Source organism: Capnocytophaga sp. oral taxon 332 str. F0381 (assembly GCF_000318275.2).
Taxonomy (GTDB): Bacteria; Bacteroidota; Bacteroidia; order Flavobacteriales; family Flavobacteriaceae; genus Capnocytophaga; species Capnocytophaga bilenii.
The window spans coordinates 3,119-21,237 of sequence record NZ_KB291261.1; the positions used below are offsets into that span (position 1 = coordinate 3,119).

The window sequence follows — 18,119 nt, forward strand, 5'->3', positions numbered from 1 at the left end:
ATAGAAACTCCCTTTCTATTTCCCTTAATTCTTCTTCACAAAACTCCCTGTTATCAAGACAAGGCATTTTATCTTGTTGCCTGATGTACTTATCATAAAATTCTAAAATCATTTTTGTAGCTTCATCAGTTTCTTCTTTAGGCACTTGAATTGGTGCAATTGTATCTTTTTCTACTATGGTATCTCTTTTGATAGAGGAAATAGTATCTGTAGTATCATTAGAAGATGACACTTGGGTATTATTGCTATTGTTACAAGAAAACAACAATAAACACGCTGAAATAAAATAATAAATCTTTACCATCTGAATATTTTAAAATTAATATCATCAATGATGTACCTGTCTTTCTTCTTAGCTACTTTTAATTGTATGCTATCATCATATCTGTTTTCATAAAAGTCAAAAAGATACACATTATATCTTTTTGAATTTATCTTCTTTACCTTAATAGAGTCCAACCATTCTATGAAGATATCTTGGGCTCCTACAATAGGATCTGCACTTAATTCATCTGAATTTACTTTCCGTATTAATTTACTTGATAGAAACTCCCTTTCTATTTCCCTTAATTCTTCGCAATCAAGACAAGGCATTTTATCTTTCTGCCTGATGTACTTATCATAAAATTCTAAAATCATTTTTGTAGCTTCATCAGTTTCTTCTTTAGGAGCTTGAATTGGTGCAATTGTATCCTTATTTACTATTGTATCTCTTTTGATAGAGGAAATAGTATCTGTACTATCATCGAAAGATGACACTTGGGTGTTGTTATTGTTACAAGCAAACAACAATAAACCCGCTGAAATAAAATAATAAATCTTTACCATCTGAATATTTTAAAATTAATTTCTCTTTTTTCTTCTTTTCTCTTTTTATAATCATTTTCATAAGCAGTACCAGGCCAGAAACGTCTTTGCACAAAATCTGACACCCACTTCTCTCCATTGTACATTTGGATATGCCCAGCAGGATATTTTGGCTGACCTGGGTATGTGTCAAAAACAACAATATCCCCTTTGATAGGAGTATAATCATTAGGGTCTGTTATATTTATTTGATTAAATCCCTTTCTCAGTAAAAAAGGACCATATTTACAAGCATAATTAGGACGGTCACTTGTATTAATTCCTCCTGATTCTAAGCCCCATCTTACATATCTTGCGCAATAACCAATAGATTTTTTATCAGCTCTTTTATCTATTTCTTTATGTATTCGTATTATTGCAGCATCAATATCAAAGCTAGGTCGGCGGTAAATAAGTTTTATTTTAAACCTTACATCAATTTTTACAAGGGGTCTTGCCTCTGCGTTACTTCTTATATAAAAGGAAAAAGAGAATGTTTAAGCCAAGCATTCTCTTTTTTTGATGAATAGTCAACTATAATAGGCTTATTCTTCCGATTCCTTCATAGTGTGATAAACATTCTGGACATCCTCGTCTTCTTCTATTTTTTCTAATAGTTTCTCTACATCAGCTTGTTCTTCAGGAGTGAGTTCTTTGGTAACCTGTGGAATGCGTTCAAAACCTGATGACAGAATCTCTATATTCCTACTTTCAAGCTCTTTTTGTATAGCTCCAAAACTCTCAAAAGGAGCATAAATAAGAATACCATCTTCGTCAGCAAATACCTCTTCTGCTCCAAAATCTATCATTTCAAGTTCCAATTCCTCAGGGTCTATACCTTCAGCATTGATACGAAAGTTACACGTATGGTCAAACATAAATTCTACAGAACCAGAAGTCCCCAATGTACCATTGCATTTATTGAAGTAGCTACGTATATTTGCTACGGTACGGTTGTTATTATCAGTAGCAGTTTCTATCAGCACAGCTATACCGTGTGGTGCATAGCCTTCAAAAAGTACTTCTTTATAGTTAGCGGTATCCTTTTCACTTGCTTTTTTTATAGCGCGTTCTATATTTTCTTTCGGCATATTAGCTGCCTTAGCATTTTGTATTACGGCACGTAGTCGAGAGTTACTTTCAGGGTGTGGACCTCCCTCTTTCACTGCCATTACAATATCTTTTCCTATACGAGTGAATGTTTTTGCCATTGCAGCCCAACGTTTAAATTTACGGGCTTTTCTAAATTCAAATGCTCTTCCCATCTTTTTTAATAATTAATTATTAATGGTTAATTGTTTATTTTAATAGTTAATTGACTAATTGTCTAATTTTTCCTTCTTCAAATTGCAATTGTGCTTCAGGAAAATCAAGTCCTGTAAGCTTTTTTATTTCCTGAAATACCCTACCTTCAGCGTCCAACTCTAAGCCAATCCCTTTAGTTTGCTTTGTAGAGATGACATCTGCATATATAAAATTGCCGTTCTTATCTATTTTTATTTGGTAGAGGGGAGCTATCCCATTAACACCTTGCAGGTTAAACTGCCCATAAGTATTAAAGTTACCCATACTATAGGTGATAAACTTTCCTTTGTACACCTCTACAGCGCGTGTAACGTGCGGCCCGTGTCCCAATACTATATCTGCTCCTGCATCTATTACTGAGTGAGCAAATTTATGCACATCTCCTCTATTTTCACCGTAGAAAAACTCATTCGTTCGGGGTACGCGGGTATGTTTAGAGCCCTCGGCACCTCCGTGAAACGAAACAATAACTATATCAGCTTGCGCTCTTAGCTCCTTTACTAAGTCAGTCGCTTGAGCTATATTGTTTACTGACAACATATTGCTATTAGGCGAAAAAGCACAGAAGCCATACTTCACTCCATCTTTTTCAAATACTACCGACTTATTTTCTACAGGTCCTGCGTGGTAAATCCCTACATTATCCAATACTTTAGCCGTATTGCGGCGCCCTTTTTCACCAAAGTCGTTAGCGTGATTATTAGCAGTACTCATAAGGTTAAAACCCGCCTCTTTTAGTATATCACCATAGCGATCTGGCATCCTAAAAGCGTAACAAGTACCTGCTTCCGAGCCTTTACATTTCTCTGAATTGCCTGTATCTAAAATAGCACCTTCCAAATTGCCAAACACTATATCGCCTTTCAGATAAGGTTTCACGTGCTTAAAGCTATTCTTAGCATCATCAGGTGGCAGATTGCCTGCAGGAAAAGCTGAGCCTATCATTACATCGCCTACTGCCACAATAGTAAGAGTATCTTTTGTTACTAATGAAGTCGCATCTATTTGAGTATCAGTTTGTGCATAAAGAGTCCCTACAAATATAACTGCTAATAACAGAAGTGTTTTTTTCATAGTCTTTCTTATTTTTCAGCAATTACTTGTACGCCTCCTTTTACTTTATCACCTAACTGCACCTTTACTTTGGTACCTAAAGGTAGATATACATCCACACGCGAGCCAAACTTTATAAAGCCTGCATCTTCGCCTTGCACTGCTGTATCGCCTACTTTAGCGTAATTAACAATACGTTTTGCCAAAGCTCCTGCTATTTGTCGGTATAGTACCTCACCAAACACAGGGTTATCTACCACTATAGTAGTGCGTTCATTCTCTTCAGAAGCCTTAGGGTGCCACGCTACCAAGTACTTACCTGGGTGATATTTGCTGTAGGTTACCTTACCACCTAAAGCATAACGTGTTACGTGTACGTTTAAAGGCGACATAAATATTGATACCTGCAAACGTTTATCTTTGAAGTATTCTTTTTCAAATACCTCTTCTATTACCACCACCTTACCATCTACAGGAGCAATAATATGCGTGTCATTCTTAGGTGTGACGCGTTTAGGGTTTCTAAAAAACTGTAGTATAGCTATCAAAAAGACAAAAGCCAACAGCTGTATTGTCAATCTAATCCATTCTATATCAATACAATAATGAGCTATCAATGCTACTACCATCGTAATAGTAAAGCTAACCAAGATAATCTTAAAACCTTCTTTATGAAACATATTACTCTATTATTTTTGCCTGCAAAATTACGAATAAAATACCAAATTACAAAAAATAATATAATCAGTTCAAAAGAGATTTTTTATAATCACCCAACCATTCGCACCACTCAGTTGGGCAGTTGTATTTATTCATATATTCTTCTTGTTCTTTATAGCTCAAAGTCTTCCAATATTTCAAAAAAACATCCCTATATTGTTCTTGATATCCTTGATTCCAACGAGGAGCTCCATAAAAATTATTAGGAAACACCACCCAAAAAGGAAATATTTCTTTATATTTTTCAATTTCTTCTCTAAAAAGAATCATTTTTTCTTCATCATAAAATCTTATATACAAATAGAAAAGTTTATCAGCTTGTCGTATTATACTGATATTCTTTTTGTTGCAAAAATAAGGTTTTCGTCCAAAAAAATGATAAATTGCCTTTTTATTAACCTCATTTTCTGTTTCAATTATAACATCAAATAATGAAGCCGAAATATAAAATTCGTAATAAAAAATCCTATACTTTTTTCGTATCAAATGGAATACTAAAACCAAAAGGACACTTATAATAAGGACACTTGTCAATACATATAGCATTATATCTACAACATAAAAGCAAGAAAAAGGCAGTTTATTGTTACACTACCTTTTTCTATTTCATTTCTAAAACTAATTTCTAAAACAATCAGTCTTTATTTTAAACTGATGACACCTAATAACTGCGAATAATTACCCGTAGCTCTACACGGCGCGCTTGTGCAGGGGTAGCTTGCGAGTCAATTCCTTTAAAAGCAGTCAATATACGCTCGTTGCTTATCCCCTTACCATTTAGTATTTGGGCAACTGCTACAGCGCGCTCCATAGAGAGCACATTGTTGTAGGAAGCACTCCCTACGGCACTTGCATAACCTTCTAAGAGTATAGATAGTTCAGGGTGCGCTTGTAACATCGCTACCATTTCGTCTACTATTGTAGGGTTGTAAGCCAAAGGTATCGTTTTATTATTAGCAAAATAGAGTACCGCTTTCTTATGCCCATATGCAGCCAATAGCTGTTCCAATTCACTGCGTTTTTCTGCCGAAATTTGTACAGGCACCCCTGTAGCAGTTACGCTTTGCACTACTATGGGAGTATAGCCCGCTGTTGCCGTAGTGGCTGTTGTCGTAGCTTGGGTACTTACAGCGGCAGACTGAGTATTGGCAGGGGTAGCAGTAGCTGTAGGAGTAGCTTTACTTTTAGCCGCTACCACTCCTGTATTAGCCGCTACCACTCCTGTATTAGCTGTCAAAGCTGCCAATAACAATTGCTGCTGTTTGCGCAACTGTTCTACTACCCCCGATAGTTGAGCTACCTGTTGGGCTATCGCAGCAGTATTCTGTGGTTGAGCTACAGCAGCAGGTACTACAGAACGCTGAGCTGTAGTACTACCCGCCGTATGGGCAACTACCATAGAATTTGCAGTACGAGCGATAGCAGTATTACTCATCGTGCGGTTGATAATAGTACTACTATTTGTTCCCACTACTGTAGGACTTACTGCAGCTGCTTCTACTAATCGATACTCATTTATAACTACCGAAGTAGGCGATACTGCCGTTGTTTTGTAATTTACAGCCGATAGCATACTGTCTAACTGCTTATCTCTTAAGGAAGTTAGCTCTGCCCTCCCTATTTGTTCTAAGAGTAAGCGCAGTTCATCTACCGTCATTACTATCTCTGTTTTTGTTGGGGTAGGAGCTACTTGTGCTCTCATAGTAGGTACACATAGCAATAAAACCCCTATAATATGATAGATATACTTCATAAATTATTCTGCTGTAGGTACTACAGTTTTTGTATTTTGTACTTCGTCTTTAGCTTTTTGTGCCTCTAAAAGTAGTTTTTCTAATCGGTCTATACGTTGCTCAGGAGTTTTGCCTTCGCCCTCCTTGATACTTTTTACTACATTATCTATAAGTTGTTGTAGTTCTTCTGGAGTCATACGTACCAAGCGCACTTGTTCAGCAGTAGGGTAGGGCTGATGCTCTGCCACATACGTATTTCTAAGGTCTTCCCATTGTTGTTTTTCCTTTAGCAAACGATTGGCATTAACTGTATCGCCATTTTGGTAAGCCAATTGTATTTGTTTTTCTATTATGGTTATTTGGCTATTGTAGTAAGTTAATTTTTGTTTTTCGGGCGAAACAGGAGTAGTAGCAACAGCTGTTACTTCTTTTGGTTCTTCATACACTTCTCTTTCTACCTTTTTAGCTAACTTGATACGTATCCCTGCGTTGTAAAATACATTGCTTTGCAATTCATTTATAGCACTTAGGGCAGTACTTACATCTTTGTTATGAGTTGTATAGAGCAAATTAGCTACCCCAAAAAGCTCTACGCGCTTGCCTAAAGGTATAGCTAATCCTATCCCCCCTTTAGCAAAAATCCCCGATTTATTTGCTACACTTGCTACCTTACCTACATAATCATCGCCTACTCTCATATAACCTGCACCCAATTGCACGTAAGGCACTACACCATTAGCTACATTTAGGCGTGCTAAGAAATCACCACCATACATTGATAATTTATCAAATTTAGTTGATAATTTTCTTTCAGTCATTGCTTGGTGGTAATACCCTCTGATACCTATGTATTCAGTAAAATCTACTCCCAATGCCAAGCCTCCAAAGTAAGCATCGCGTAGATTACTATCACTATTGAAGTTTAAGTAACCCAAAGTAGGCTCTATTACTACTTTGAAGCTCTTCAAGTTTGTATACGCTTGGTCTAATTCTGTTAGCTGATTAGGGTTGCGACCTCCTAAGTAAAGCTGTAGTCCTGCGCCTACACTCCACGCCAAGTGATTTTCTTCATCTACGTTATTATTTATCCAAGTGTTATAAGCTGAAGTGTTAGCCTCTGTAGGTTTATAAAGCACATTGCTAGGGTCAAAGCTGAAACGAGTCGCTTTAGCTTGTAGGTTCAGGGTAAGGCGGCGCGCAAGGTTAAACTTAGCCCCCAATCCTAAAGCAAAGTACACTTGGTCTTGACTTAATTCATTAGCTTTGATGGTTTGTACTCCTGAACCCAAGGTAACATAAGGCTGAAAAGAGTATGCCATCGGTATATTACCTTTCAGTTCGCCACCCCATCTGTGCACAGCTACCTCTTTAGATTCAAAAACATTGCTAATAGCATTAGGAGCATCATAACCCGTAAGAGTCGATTTCATCCCTATCGATTGTCTATACGAACCCAATAACTCTATATTTCTACCAAACCCGAAGCCTACGTAACCACCTGCCATAAAGCCATTGGTGATAGCGGTTTTCTTTTGCCACCACACATAATCACCCGTAGGGGCTACAGCGAAGCTAATATCTTTTACTTGTGCTCCTACCGAAGTAGATAAAAGCACAAAAACACCTAAGTTTAAAAAAGTTTTTCTCATTGTTTTTTAATTATTTTTTAGTAGTTAATCATTTAAGTTAAATGATTAGGCAAAAGTACAACTATTTTTTCACTCCTGCAACTATAATTCATAATTTCTTTACAAACTAAAAAAGCAGCACATCACTGCACTGCCTTTTTTATTTTATCTGTAATTTAATTTGCTAATTCTCAAATTTACTAATTCTCAAATTTGCTAATTAAAAAAAGTAACGTTTAAACGCTTCTATAGCCTCATAATCAGCTAAGCCTAAATTGCGATAGCGTTGTGCCGTTTGGCTATTGCGCGCTTCTGCACGTTGCCAGAACTCACGCAAGTCATCTCCTTGAAACATAGCACCATCTTTTTGTGATTGGTGGAAGAAAATAGCTTGACGTTTCTTAAGCACTTGCGCCGGACTCATAGGCACTGCCATTTCTATTTCGTGTATATCCCATTCGTGCCAAGCTCCGCGGTATAGCCATACCCAGCAGTCTTTCATATAATCTTTGTGTTTCAAGTTCTTAAGAGCTGCAAAAATAGCGTCTAAGCACACTTTGTGAGTGCCGTGTGGGTCAGCAAGGTCACCAGCTGCATATATTTGGTGTGGTTTTACCTCTTCAATCAAATTCATAATGATTTTGATATCTGCCTCACCTATAGGGTTTTTCTTCACACCTCCTGTTTCGTAGAAAGGCAAGTTCAGGAAGTGTACGTGTTTATCAGGTACACCTTCGTAGCGAGTAGCTGCCAATGATTCGTGGCGACGTATATTACCTTTTAGTTGGCGTACTAATAAAGTATCTATTTCATTAGATTTTTTATTAGTGATATTGCTGATAATCTCATCAAGTACAGCTACTTCGCCCTTGTTTTCTTTTACCATATCTTTAAACACTTCAGCAAATTTCAACGCTTCGTGGTCTGATACGGCAAAGTTACCAGAAGTTTGGTAAGCAATGTGTACTTCGTGTCCTTGTGATACCAAGCGGTCAAAAGTACCGCCCATTGAGATAACATCATCATCAGGGTGCGGACTGAAGATAATAATGCGTTTTTTGTGTGGGTGTTCGCGTTCAGGACGATTAGTATCATCAGCATTAGGTTTACCACCTGGCCAGCCTGTGATAGTGTGTTGTAAGCGGTTAAACATCGCAATATTCAAATCGTAAGCAGGACCCGATTCCGCAAGAAGTTTAGACATACCGTTTTCGTTGTAGTCAGAGTCGGTAAGTTTAAGTATTGTTTTGCCTAAGTGCTCACATAGCCATACAATAGCTTTAGCTTTAAGGTCTTCATTCCATTGTACATCAGTTACTAGCCAAGGTGTATTGATACGAGTAAGGTCTGAAGCCGCTTCTTGGTCAAGCACGAAAGTAGTATTGTCGTGCAATTGTAGGTAAGATGAAGGCACTTCCGAAGTGATTTCGCCTTCTACAGCTTTTGCTACGATAGAGGCTTTACTATTACCCCACGCCAATAGTACAATACGGCGTGCTTTCATTACGGTACGGATACCCATAGTGATAGCTTGGCGTGGTACGTTATCTATGCCGTGAAAAGTTTCAGCAGCATCAGAACGGGTAATATGGTCAAGTGTGATAATACGAGTACCCGAATTGCGGTTAGAACCAGGTTCGTTAAAACCAATATGTCCTGTACGCCCTATACCCAAAAGCTGAAAGTCTATACCGCCACATTCTTCTATTTTTTTGTCGTAACCTTGGCAGTAAGCTTCAAGTTCTTCGTGTGAAACCGTTCCGTTAGGAATATTGATATTTTCTTTTGGAATATCAATATGGTTAAACAAATGCTCGTGCATAAAGTACCAATAGCTTTGTATATCCTGTTTTTCCATAGGATAATACTCGTCCAAGTTAAAGGTAATGACATTTTTAAAGCTAAGTCCTTCTTCTTTGTGCATTCGCACCAATTCATCATACACTTTCACAGGTGATGACCCTGTAGCTAAGCCCAGCACACAAGGTTTGCCTTCTGCTTCTTTTTTTCTGATTAATGCAGCTATTTCGTGTGCAACACTTATTGAAGCTGTTACTGAGCTTGAGAAAATTACATTATCGATCTTCTCAAAACGTGTCTCTTCCACCGACCCCGCTGGGTGATGAGCAATCGATGAAACTTCTTTTTTAATATGTGTTCTCATTTTGTTTGATAAATGATAATTTTTTAGTTTTTCTTTAACACGGCAAAGGTACAATTCTTTTATGAATTGTACAAATAATTTTAAGATTTATTTACAACTTCTTTCTATAAAAAAAACGAGATACCTATACACGTATCTCGTTCTTATTTTATTTTCGTTGTTGCGCTTTTCTTTGCGCTTCTGCTTGCTCCATCATCTCACGCATTTTTGCCTGAAATTTACCTTCTTTTTTAGGTTTTTTCTTATTTTCTTGTATTTGTGCGTGAATCTTCTTTTCATCTATAATAAAGTGTTTAATAACCAACATTATCAGGATAGTTAGCAAGTTTGATATGAAATAGTACAAACTCAATCCACTCGCATAGTTATTAAAGAAAAACAACATCATTATAGGGGATAAGTAAATCAAGAATTTCATATTAGGCATACCAGGTTGCTGTGGTTGTACTGTTTGCGCCATTGTCATCAGCGAATAAATAAGAATCGCTACCGAAGCTAATAGAGGAAACAAACTAATATGGCTACCATAGAACGGAATAGAGAAAGGCAATTCAAAAATAGCATCGTACGATGATAAATCTTGTGCCCATAAGAAACTCTTTTGTCTAAGTCCAAATTCGGTAGGGAAGAAGTTGAAGAGTGCCAAGAAAACTGGCAACTGCAACAAGGCAGGTATACAGCCACTCATAGGGTTTACACCAGCTTTACTGTAGAGTGCCATTGTTTCTTGTTGGCGTTTCATAGGCTCTTCGTATTTCTTGTTAATCTCTTCTATTTCAGGGCGTAATACCTTCATTTTAGCTTGTGATACATATGATTTATATACCATTGGCGACAAGAATAAACGTACAATAATGGTCATTAGTATAATTACCAAGCCTACTGAAAAATAGTCAGATAAGAAATTATAGAGCGGTATAAAAGCCCATTTGTTTAGCCATCCAAAAATTCCCCAACCTAATGGTATAAGCTCTGTAAGATCATATTTATCATTGTATTGCTTTAATACATTATAATCACTTGGTCCAAAGTAAAAATGCAATGATTCACTTAATTCTCCTCCTTTTGTTTTTATAGGAGCTGTAGTTCTGAAGTTTTTTGTGTATTTCACTTCTTTTCCCTCATTATTAGCGATATTGTATGAGAGAAAATCGGCATTAGCAAAAGGAGTATCTTGAATCATTACAGAAGTGAAAAGATGTTGTTTATAAGCCACCCAGTTCACTTGAGATTTTTTATTGCCATCATTACCAGCTTGGTTCATACGGCTAATCTCGCCATTGTCGTATTGTATAGTAGCTTGTGTATAGCGGTTTTCATAAGTAACACTCTTTTCCATACGGCGTGCTTTCAGCTGCCAATCTATAGCAATAGGAGCACTACTATTTAACGTTTTAGCCAAACCTTGGCTGCGTACGGCTACATCCACCATATATCCCTCAGCCCCAAGTGTATACACGTATTCCAAATAATTGTTTTCAGCTGTTTTCAAACGCATTGTAAGCACTTGCTTGCCGTCTTTTGTAGTCAATGAAGGTTCAAAATACAAGTTTTTAGTATTTAGCTTTTTTCCATCTACAGTAGTGAAATCCACTGCAAATGAAGCATTGCCGTCTTTTATTAAGTATACAGGCAAAGTGTCATAAGTTTTAAACTCCTTCAGTAATACTTCTTTAGGGATACCACCTTTATTACTAATGGTTAGTTTTAAATCCTTGTTTTCTATAACAGTTACTGCATTTTTAGCAGAAGGTAAAGTTGCTGAATAAGCAAAATCACCCAAAGTAGCCTTGTAAGCTGCCAATCCTACAGAGTCAGTAGGTATGTTTTGATATGAAGCCGCCGCTGTTGCAGCCTCTGCTTTAGCTTTATTAGCTGCTGCAGCTTCTGCTTGTTCTTGTTGTGCTTTTTGTTTTGCTATTTCCGCCTCGTTAGGTCGGTTGTTTATTACTATCCAAATAAATAACACCGACAATAATACAAAACCAATAATCGTTTGTATATCAAACCTTTTTTCTTCCATATATATAAATATCCGTTTTTTAGTTCTTTTTAAGTTTGTTATCTAAAGCAGCTTTCACAAACGCCACAAATAGCGGGTGCGGATTGGCTACCGTACTTTTATACTCTGGGTGGTATTGCACCCCTATAAACCAAGGGTGGGTAGGCAATTCTACCACCTCTACCAATCCCGTTATAGGGTTTAACCCGGTGCAGCGCAAGCCAGCTTTTTCTAAAGGCTCTTTAAAATCGTTATTAAACTCATAGCGATGACGGTGGCGTTCCGAGATGTGAGTTTTGCCATAAGCCTCATAAATCTTGCTATCGGGCAATAAATCACAATCCCACGCACCCAAGCGCATTGTACCCCCTTTGTGCGTTACCTCTTTTTGTGCTTCCATTAAGCTGATAACAGGATAAGGTGTGTTAGGGTTCATTTCAGTAGAATTGGCATCAGGCATTCCAGCCACATTACGTGCAAATTCTATCACAGCCATTTGCATACCCAAGCAAATACCCAAGAAAGGTATATTGTGTTCGCGTACGTAGGCTATTGCTTTTATTTTTCCTTCAATACCACGCCCACCAAAACCTGGTGCCACAAGCACTGCATCTAAATGAGACAATTTAGCTGTTATATTTTCTTCGTTTAGATGTTCGGAGTGAATGGTTTCTACATCCACTCGTATTTCATTTGCAGCGCCAGCGTGAATAAATGCCTCTAAAATAGATTTATAAGAATCTTGTAGCTCTACGTATTTACCCACCAAACCTATTTTTACACGATGTTTGGGGTTTTTATATCGTTGTAAGAAAGCGTTCCATTGGGTCAAATCAGGGTCATTTTTATAAGGAAGGTCTAATTTTTTCAGAGCTACTTTGTCTAAGCCCTCCAAGAGCATCATATTGGGCACATCGTAAATCGTAGGCACATCTATTGATTGTATAACAGCCTCGCGCTTTACATTGCAGAAAAGTGCCAATTTATAACGAAGATCATCAGAAAGTTCGTGTTCAGTACGGCATACCAAAATATCTGCCTGAATACCGCTTTCCATCAGCATCTTTACACTATGTTGGGTAGGTTTTGTCTTGAGTTCGCCTGCAGCAGCAAGGTAAGGTACCAAAGTAAGGTGAATAACAATACCATTGTGTTCTCCTAAATCCCATAACAATTGCCGTACCGACTCTATATAAGGTAATGATTCTATATCGCCTACAGTACCGCCAATCTCAGTAATCACTATGTCATACTCGCCTGTTTTGCCAAGTATCTGTATACGCTCCTTTATTTCATTAGTAATGTGAGGTACCACCTGTACCGTCTTACCCAAAAATTCACCTCGTCTTTCTTTTTCTATAACGCTTTGGTAGATGCGTCCTGTGGTAACATTGTTCGCCTGCGAAGTAGGAACATTCAAAAAACGCTCATAATGTCCAAGGTCAAGGTCGGTTTCTGCACCATCTTCTGTTACATAGCATTCGCCGTGTTCATAAGGATTAAGCGTACCAGGGTCTACGTTTATATAAGGGTCAAATTTTTGAATAGTAACGCGATAGCCACGTGCCTGAAGTAATTTAGCAAGAGATGCCGCAATAATACCCTTGCCAAGAGAGGAAGTAACCCCCCCCGTAACGAATATATATTTACAATTAGCCATTGTCTTAATTTTGCTGCAAAGATACGAAAATAATGATAAATGACAAATGATAAACAACAAATCATAAATTTTGATTTATAAGCTTATCCTTTGCTTATATCCTTATTTATCAATCATCGATTTTACTTTAGCTTCTACTTCCTCTATTTGTTCTATGATTCTATCTTGTTCTATCTTAATAGGTTTATGCACATAAAAACTAATGAGATTGCCAATTCCTAAAGGAAATTGTCCATATTTGAGTATTTTCCAAGAATTATTAATAGTTACAGGCACTACATAGCCATCAGGCATTTGCTCCATAATTGTCTGTAACCCTTTTATTTTAAAAGGGCGAGGCACTCCGTTGCGGCTACGCGTACCTTCAGGAAATATGAGTCCAGCACCTCGTTTTGCTTGCAAGTCGGCACCAAATTCTTTTAGTTGTGGCACAGCATCTTGTGGACGACTGCGATCTATGAGTACGGAACCATTATTACGCAAATTTATTGTGATACTTGGTATTCCGCCGCCCAACTCTTTTTTACCTACAAAACGTACGCTGTAACGGCGCAAATACCATATTAGTGGTGGTATATCGTAAATACTTTGGTGATTAGGAGCAAAAATAAGCGGAACATTATCGGGTAGCGGTACTTCTATAGTAAAGCGTACCCAATTGGCTGATACGATCATTATTTTGGTAAGTATCAATGTGAGAAAATCTACAACGGCTTTATGAGCTTTTCGCCCTATAAAGTGAATACAAATCCATTGTATGGGGTGAAAAAGAAGCAATAAGCCGCCGTAAAGCAAGTAATGCAAAACACTAAGAGGATAAGAAAGTATTTTCATCATATTTTAAAAATAAAAAACTTTGCTAAAGCAACTATACTTTAGCAAAGTGTAAAATAAAAGATAAGTATTAACAATATTCGTCATAAGCTTGCTGTAAATTCTCAGCAATTGCTTCAGCCATACGCCCTTCAATATGATGACGTTCAAGCATATGCACCAATTCACCATCTTTAAATAGCGCAATACTTGGTGATGAAGGTGGAAAAGGTAGCATATATTCGCGAGCCTCATTAGTTGCTTCTTTATCTACACCCGCAAATACAGTTGCTAAATAATCAGGTTTTTTAGCATTTTGCAAGCTATATACTACCGCAGGGCGTGCATTGCGAGCTGCACAACCACATACCGAATTTACTACTACCAAAGTAGTCCCATCGCGCTCTATCGCCTCTTTTACAGCTTCTACAGTCTTCAATTCGTGGAAACCAACATTTGTTAGTTCCTCTATCATAGGTTTTACCAATTCAGGTGGATACATAATATTCTTTATTTTATTGGTGCAAAGGTACTAATTTTTTTTTATTCACCAAATATTTTGTAAAATCGTTTTTTATAACTACCTTTGAGCCGCAAAACTAAAAACTATTTTTTATGACAAAAATTACAACAGCGCAAGAAGCACTGAAAAATGTCAAAAGTAACGATTTCGTCTATATTCACGGCGGAGCTGCTGTACCCGAAATCCTTATCGATGCTCTTGTGGCACGAGCCCCCGAACTGCGTAACGTTACTATTGGGCATATACATATCGAAGGCAAAGCAGCTTATGCCCACCCCCAGTATAAAGATAGCTTCTTCGTCAATTCTTTCTTTCTCTCTTCCAATGTGAGACATATAAATCAAACTGATAATGGGTCATATACACCTATTTTCCTAAGCGATATGCCGTTATTATTCGACCGCAAACACATCAAAGTAGATGTCGTACTTATACAAGTAACTCCTCCTGATAAATTCGGGTTCTGCTCTATGGGGGTAAGTGTCGAAGCCTCCAAGTCCGCTATTCGCAATGCCAAATACGTTATTGCACAAGTAAATAACCAAATGCCACGCACCTACGGCGATGCTATGTTTCATATAGATGAAATAGATTTTCTGGTAGAACACGATGCCCCTATATTTTCGCTACAACTTACCACACCTACTGCTATCGAAACCCAAATAGCACAACATATAGTCCCCCTGATAGAAGATGGTAGTACCTTACAATTAGGGATAGGCAATATTCCCAATGCCACTTTAGCTGAAATGGGACACCTCAAAAACTTAGGTATTCACACCGAACTTCTCACGGAAGGAGTACTCGATTTGGTAAAAAAAGGAGTTATCAACGGCTATGAAAAGAAAATTGACAAAGGTAAAATCATAGCTTCATTTGCTATGGGCACCCAAAGATTATACGATTTTATTGATAAAAATCCCTCTGTAGAAATTGCAGAAGCTTGTTATACCAACGAGGTAGGAGTAATACGACAAAACCCCAAAGTAGTCTCTATCAATTCCGCTATAGAAGTAGATATTACAGGGCAAGTATGCGCCGACTCCATTGGTAGTAATATATATTCAGGGTTTGGAGGGCAAGTAGATTTTGTACGAGGTGCGATGCTAAGCGAAGGAGGAAAATCTATTATTGCCTTTCCTTCATTAACCAATAAAGGCGAAAGTAAAATAGTACCTTTTTTAAAGCAAGGCGCAGGCGTAGTAACCACCCGTGCACACGTGCAGTACATTGTTACAGAATATGGTGTAGCCGAACTTTTCGGTAAAAACCTACATCAGCGCGCCAAAGCCCTTATTAATATTGCGCACCCCAATCATCGTGAAGCTTTAGAAAGAGCCGTTTTTTCAAAGCTATAGTTAAAAGAGGGGGGATATTACTACAAAAAGGGCTGTCTAAAAAAATGATAACTTTTTAGACAGCCTTTATTTTGAATTCAAAATTCCTAATTATTTCTTTTTACCACCTTTTTCAGCTTTAGCAGCATCTTGCGCAGCCTTCATAGCAGCACGTGATATTCTTATCTGGCAAACTACAGTGTTATCAGGGTGCATAATCTTGTAGTTCTCTTGAGGTAATTTAGTAACATACAATTTGTTACCCATTTCCATACCCGAAATATCTACTGATACAAAGTCAGGAAGATTATCAGGAAGCGCTTTCACCTTCAATTTACGGTTTACAATGCGCAAAGTACCACCAGCCATTACACCAGGCGAAGTACCTTCTATTTGGATAGGCACTTCAATAGTGATTTCCTTATTCTTGTTAAGCTCGTAAAAATCTACGTGAAGGATTTTGTCACTTACAGGGTCAAACTGAATGTCTTGCAAAATAGCAGTGTAACTTTTACCGCCTAATTCAATCGTAGCAGTATATACGTTAGGAGTATATACTATGCTCTTGAAGGCCATTTCAGGTGCCGAAAAATGCAGAACATTGTCTCCTCCGTATAATACGCAAGGTACCTGTCCAGCATTACGTAAGGCTTTAGTCGCAGCTTTGCCCACGCTTTCTCTTTGAGATCCTTTGATTGTAATTGATTTCATTTATTTATAAATAGTTATTAAGTTACATTATGAATTTAGAACTGATAGATTCGTTCTCGTGCACCCTATGCATCACCTCAGCAAATAAATCAGCACAAGTAAGCACTTTTATTTTAGATGAAGGATGTTTTAGCGGAATAGTGTCAGTAACGATTAGTTCCTCCATTTGAGAGTTTTCAATACGCTCATAAGCATTTCCACTTAGTATAGCGTGAGTAGCAACGGCACGTACGCTCATAGCGCCACGTTCTTTCATTATTTGAGCCGCTTTTACAAGAGTACCAGCAGTATCTACCATATCATCTACAAGTACTACATTTTTGCCCTCTACATCACCTATAAGCTCCATTGTATCAATAATATTTGCCTGTTTGCGTTGTTTGTAGCAAATCACAACATCACAATTTAGGTATTTAGAGTATGCATACGCACGTTTAGATCCTCCCATATCAGGTGAAGCGATACACAAGTTATCTAAGTTTAAGCTCTCTAAATAAGGCAAGAATATACTCGATGCGAAAAGATGATCCACAGGACGCTCAAAAAAACCTTGTATTTGGTCGGCGTGCAAGTCCATTGTCATTATTCGTGTAGCACCTGCTGCTTGCAGTAAGTTAGCTACCAATTTAGCCCCTATAGGTACTCTAGGTTTATCTTTCCTATCTTGTCTTGCCCATCCAAAATAAGGTATTACAGCTGTAATATGCCTTGCCGAAGCGCGCTTTGCAGCATCAATCATCAGCAAAAGCTCCATCAAGTTGTCCGAGTTTGGAAAGGTAGAACCTATCAAGAACACCCGTAGCCCTCTAATAGATTCCTCAAATGAGGGCTGAAATTCGCCATCGCTATAGTATGATAGTTTAATTTCACCGAGTTGAGTGCCGTACTTTTCTGCAATTTTCTCTGCTAATGCAATACTTTTAGAGCACGCAAAGATTTTAGATACTTTCGGAGTATTTTCACTAAACATTTTTGTATGTAGGTTTTATTTGGTAAAACATCTTTTATAGTTTCACGCCGCAAAGGTACAAAAAAAAATAATACCTACTAATTTTTTCTATCTTTTTTTATGTTACCTCATTATCATCTCTACCAGTTGCGTTACTGTCCACCATAAAAATACCGCAAGGTAATAAATAGCCACCCCTAAAACCACAATAAATATAGTAGTATAGACAGCCCTTCGCTTCACCTTTTTAACGATATTCGGGTCATCATTCACAAAACCCTCTATCAAAATCGTATTTTCTCGGTAAGATTTATAGAAAAAATCAAGTACAATCCCCACATAAGGTATCATACCTACGAAAGTATCTATTAGCACATTTCGCAAGAGTGTTACAGTAAGCGCATACGACCTAATTTTAAAAATAGAAATATAGAAAAAAGAAGCATTGAACAAGTGCGGCACAATATCGCCCACCACCGGCACCAACCCAAGTATAGGGTCTAAGTAGTAGTCGTCCATCATTTTAGTAGCCGACTTCATAGCCCTATAGCTTCTACTCTGCTCCATACGCAGCTTACGTTCAGCCCTCTTCAGTAATTTTTGTTCCTCTTTTAAAGATGTGTTCATAGTATCTGTTACTTTTTCTGTTACTTTTACGCCGCAAAGTTCTAACTT

At 37.7% G+C, this 18,119-nt stretch carries 16 protein-coding genes and 1 pseudogene; 1 reads left to right on the forward strand and 16 read right to left on the reverse strand.

Features of this window, described 5'->3' with window-relative positions; genetic code table 11:
* The 13 genes and pseudogenes from HMPREF9075_RS12650 to HMPREF9075_RS01385 form a co-directional block, all read right to left on the reverse strand.
* Positions 1-304: pseudogene (locus HMPREF9075_RS12650) on the reverse strand (DUF3828 domain-containing protein); the annotation flags it as partial.
* Positions 298-828, reverse strand: a complete 531-nt coding sequence (locus HMPREF9075_RS01330; protein WP_009414798.1) for a DUF3828 domain-containing protein — start codon at positions 826-828, stop codon at positions 298-300. The gene HMPREF9075_RS01330 and the pseudogene HMPREF9075_RS12650, both read right to left, overlap by 7 nt.
* Positions 829-1,391: 563 nt before the next feature.
* Positions 1,392-2,111 (reverse strand): YebC/PmpR family DNA-binding transcriptional regulator, encoded by a 720-nt coding sequence (locus HMPREF9075_RS01335; RefSeq protein ID WP_009414800.1) that lies wholly within the window; start codon positions 2,109-2,111, stop codon positions 1,392-1,394.
* A gap of 46 nt (positions 2,112-2,157) precedes the next feature.
* On the reverse strand, positions 2,158-3,225 hold the full coding sequence (locus HMPREF9075_RS01340; RefSeq protein ID WP_009414801.1) for a CapA family protein: 1,068 nt from the start codon (positions 3,223-3,225) through the stop codon (positions 2,158-2,160).
* Positions 3,226-3,233: 8 nt separating this feature from the next.
* Complete coding sequence (locus tag HMPREF9075_RS01345; RefSeq protein WP_009751189.1) at positions 3,234-3,884, reverse strand: phosphatidylserine decarboxylase family protein; 651 nt, start codon at positions 3,882-3,884, stop codon at positions 3,234-3,236.
* Between the two features lie 64 nt (positions 3,885-3,948).
* Positions 3,949-4,224 carry a hypothetical protein gene (locus tag HMPREF9075_RS13690; protein WP_232305035.1) on the reverse strand — a complete coding sequence of 92 codons (276 nt, stop codon included), beginning with the start codon at positions 4,222-4,224 and terminating at the stop codon, positions 3,949-3,951.
* Positions 4,225-4,585: 361 nt separating this feature from the next.
* Entirely contained in the window at positions 4,586-5,677 is a 1,092-nt protein-coding gene (locus tag HMPREF9075_RS01355; RefSeq protein WP_009751191.1) for an OmpA family protein, read from the reverse strand.
* 3 nt (positions 5,678-5,680) lie between these two features.
* Positions 5,681-7,306, reverse strand: coding sequence for an outer membrane beta-barrel protein (locus HMPREF9075_RS01360; RefSeq protein WP_009751192.1), 1,626 nt, complete (start codon positions 7,304-7,306; stop codon positions 5,681-5,683).
* A 199-nt stretch (positions 7,307-7,505) separates the two neighbouring features.
* The gene (nagB, locus tag HMPREF9075_RS01365) at positions 7,506-9,449 is read right to left on the reverse strand and encodes a glucosamine-6-phosphate deaminase (RefSeq protein ID WP_009751193.1); all 1,944 of its coding nucleotides are present in this window, start codon (positions 9,447-9,449) and stop codon (positions 7,506-7,508) included.
* Positions 9,450-9,597: 148 nt separating this feature from the next.
* Positions 9,598-11,472 (reverse strand): membrane protein insertase YidC, encoded by a 1,875-nt coding sequence (yidC, locus tag HMPREF9075_RS01370; RefSeq protein ID WP_009751194.1) that lies wholly within the window; start codon positions 11,470-11,472, stop codon positions 9,598-9,600.
* Between the two features lie 19 nt (positions 11,473-11,491).
* Positions 11,492-13,111 carry a CTP synthase gene (locus HMPREF9075_RS01375; RefSeq protein WP_009751195.1) on the reverse strand — a complete coding sequence of 540 codons (1,620 nt, stop codon included), beginning with the start codon at positions 13,109-13,111 and terminating at the stop codon, positions 11,492-11,494.
* Positions 13,112-13,213: 102 nt separating this feature from the next.
* On the reverse strand, positions 13,214-13,948 hold the full coding sequence (locus HMPREF9075_RS01380; RefSeq protein WP_009751196.1) for a 1-acyl-sn-glycerol-3-phosphate acyltransferase: 735 nt from the start codon (positions 13,946-13,948) through the stop codon (positions 13,214-13,216).
* Positions 13,949-14,015: 67 nt separating this feature from the next.
* Positions 14,016-14,426, reverse strand: a complete 411-nt coding sequence (locus HMPREF9075_RS01385; RefSeq protein WP_009751197.1) for a BrxA/BrxB family bacilliredoxin — start codon at positions 14,424-14,426, stop codon at positions 14,016-14,018.
* A 113-nt stretch (positions 14,427-14,539) separates the two neighbouring features.
* Between HMPREF9075_RS01385 and HMPREF9075_RS01390 the strand changes: the two genes are divergently transcribed.
* Positions 14,540-15,805 (forward strand): acetyl-CoA hydrolase/transferase family protein, encoded by a 1,266-nt coding sequence (locus HMPREF9075_RS01390; RefSeq protein WP_009751198.1) that lies wholly within the window; start codon positions 14,540-14,542, stop codon positions 15,803-15,805.
* Positions 15,806-15,895: 90 nt separating this feature from the next.
* On the opposite strand, the gene HMPREF9075_RS01395 is transcribed toward HMPREF9075_RS01390, so the two are convergent.
* The 3 genes from HMPREF9075_RS01395 to HMPREF9075_RS01405 all read right to left on the reverse strand — a co-directional run bounded on the left by HMPREF9075_RS01395 (position 15,896) and on the right by HMPREF9075_RS01405 (position 18,071).
* Positions 15,896-16,495: a 50S ribosomal protein L25/general stress protein Ctc gene (locus HMPREF9075_RS01395; protein ID WP_009751199.1), complete on the reverse strand. Its 600-nt coding sequence runs from the start codon at positions 16,493-16,495 to the stop codon at positions 15,896-15,898.
* Positions 16,496-16,517: 22 nt separating this feature from the next.
* Entirely contained in the window at positions 16,518-17,465 is a 948-nt protein-coding gene (locus HMPREF9075_RS01400) for a ribose-phosphate pyrophosphokinase (RefSeq protein ID WP_009751200.1), read from the reverse strand.
* 102 nt (positions 17,466-17,567) lie between these two features.
* Positions 17,568-18,071, reverse strand: a complete 504-nt coding sequence (locus HMPREF9075_RS01405; RefSeq protein WP_009751201.1) for a DUF4112 domain-containing protein — start codon at positions 18,069-18,071, stop codon at positions 17,568-17,570.
* Positions 18,072-18,119: the final 48 nt, after the last annotated feature.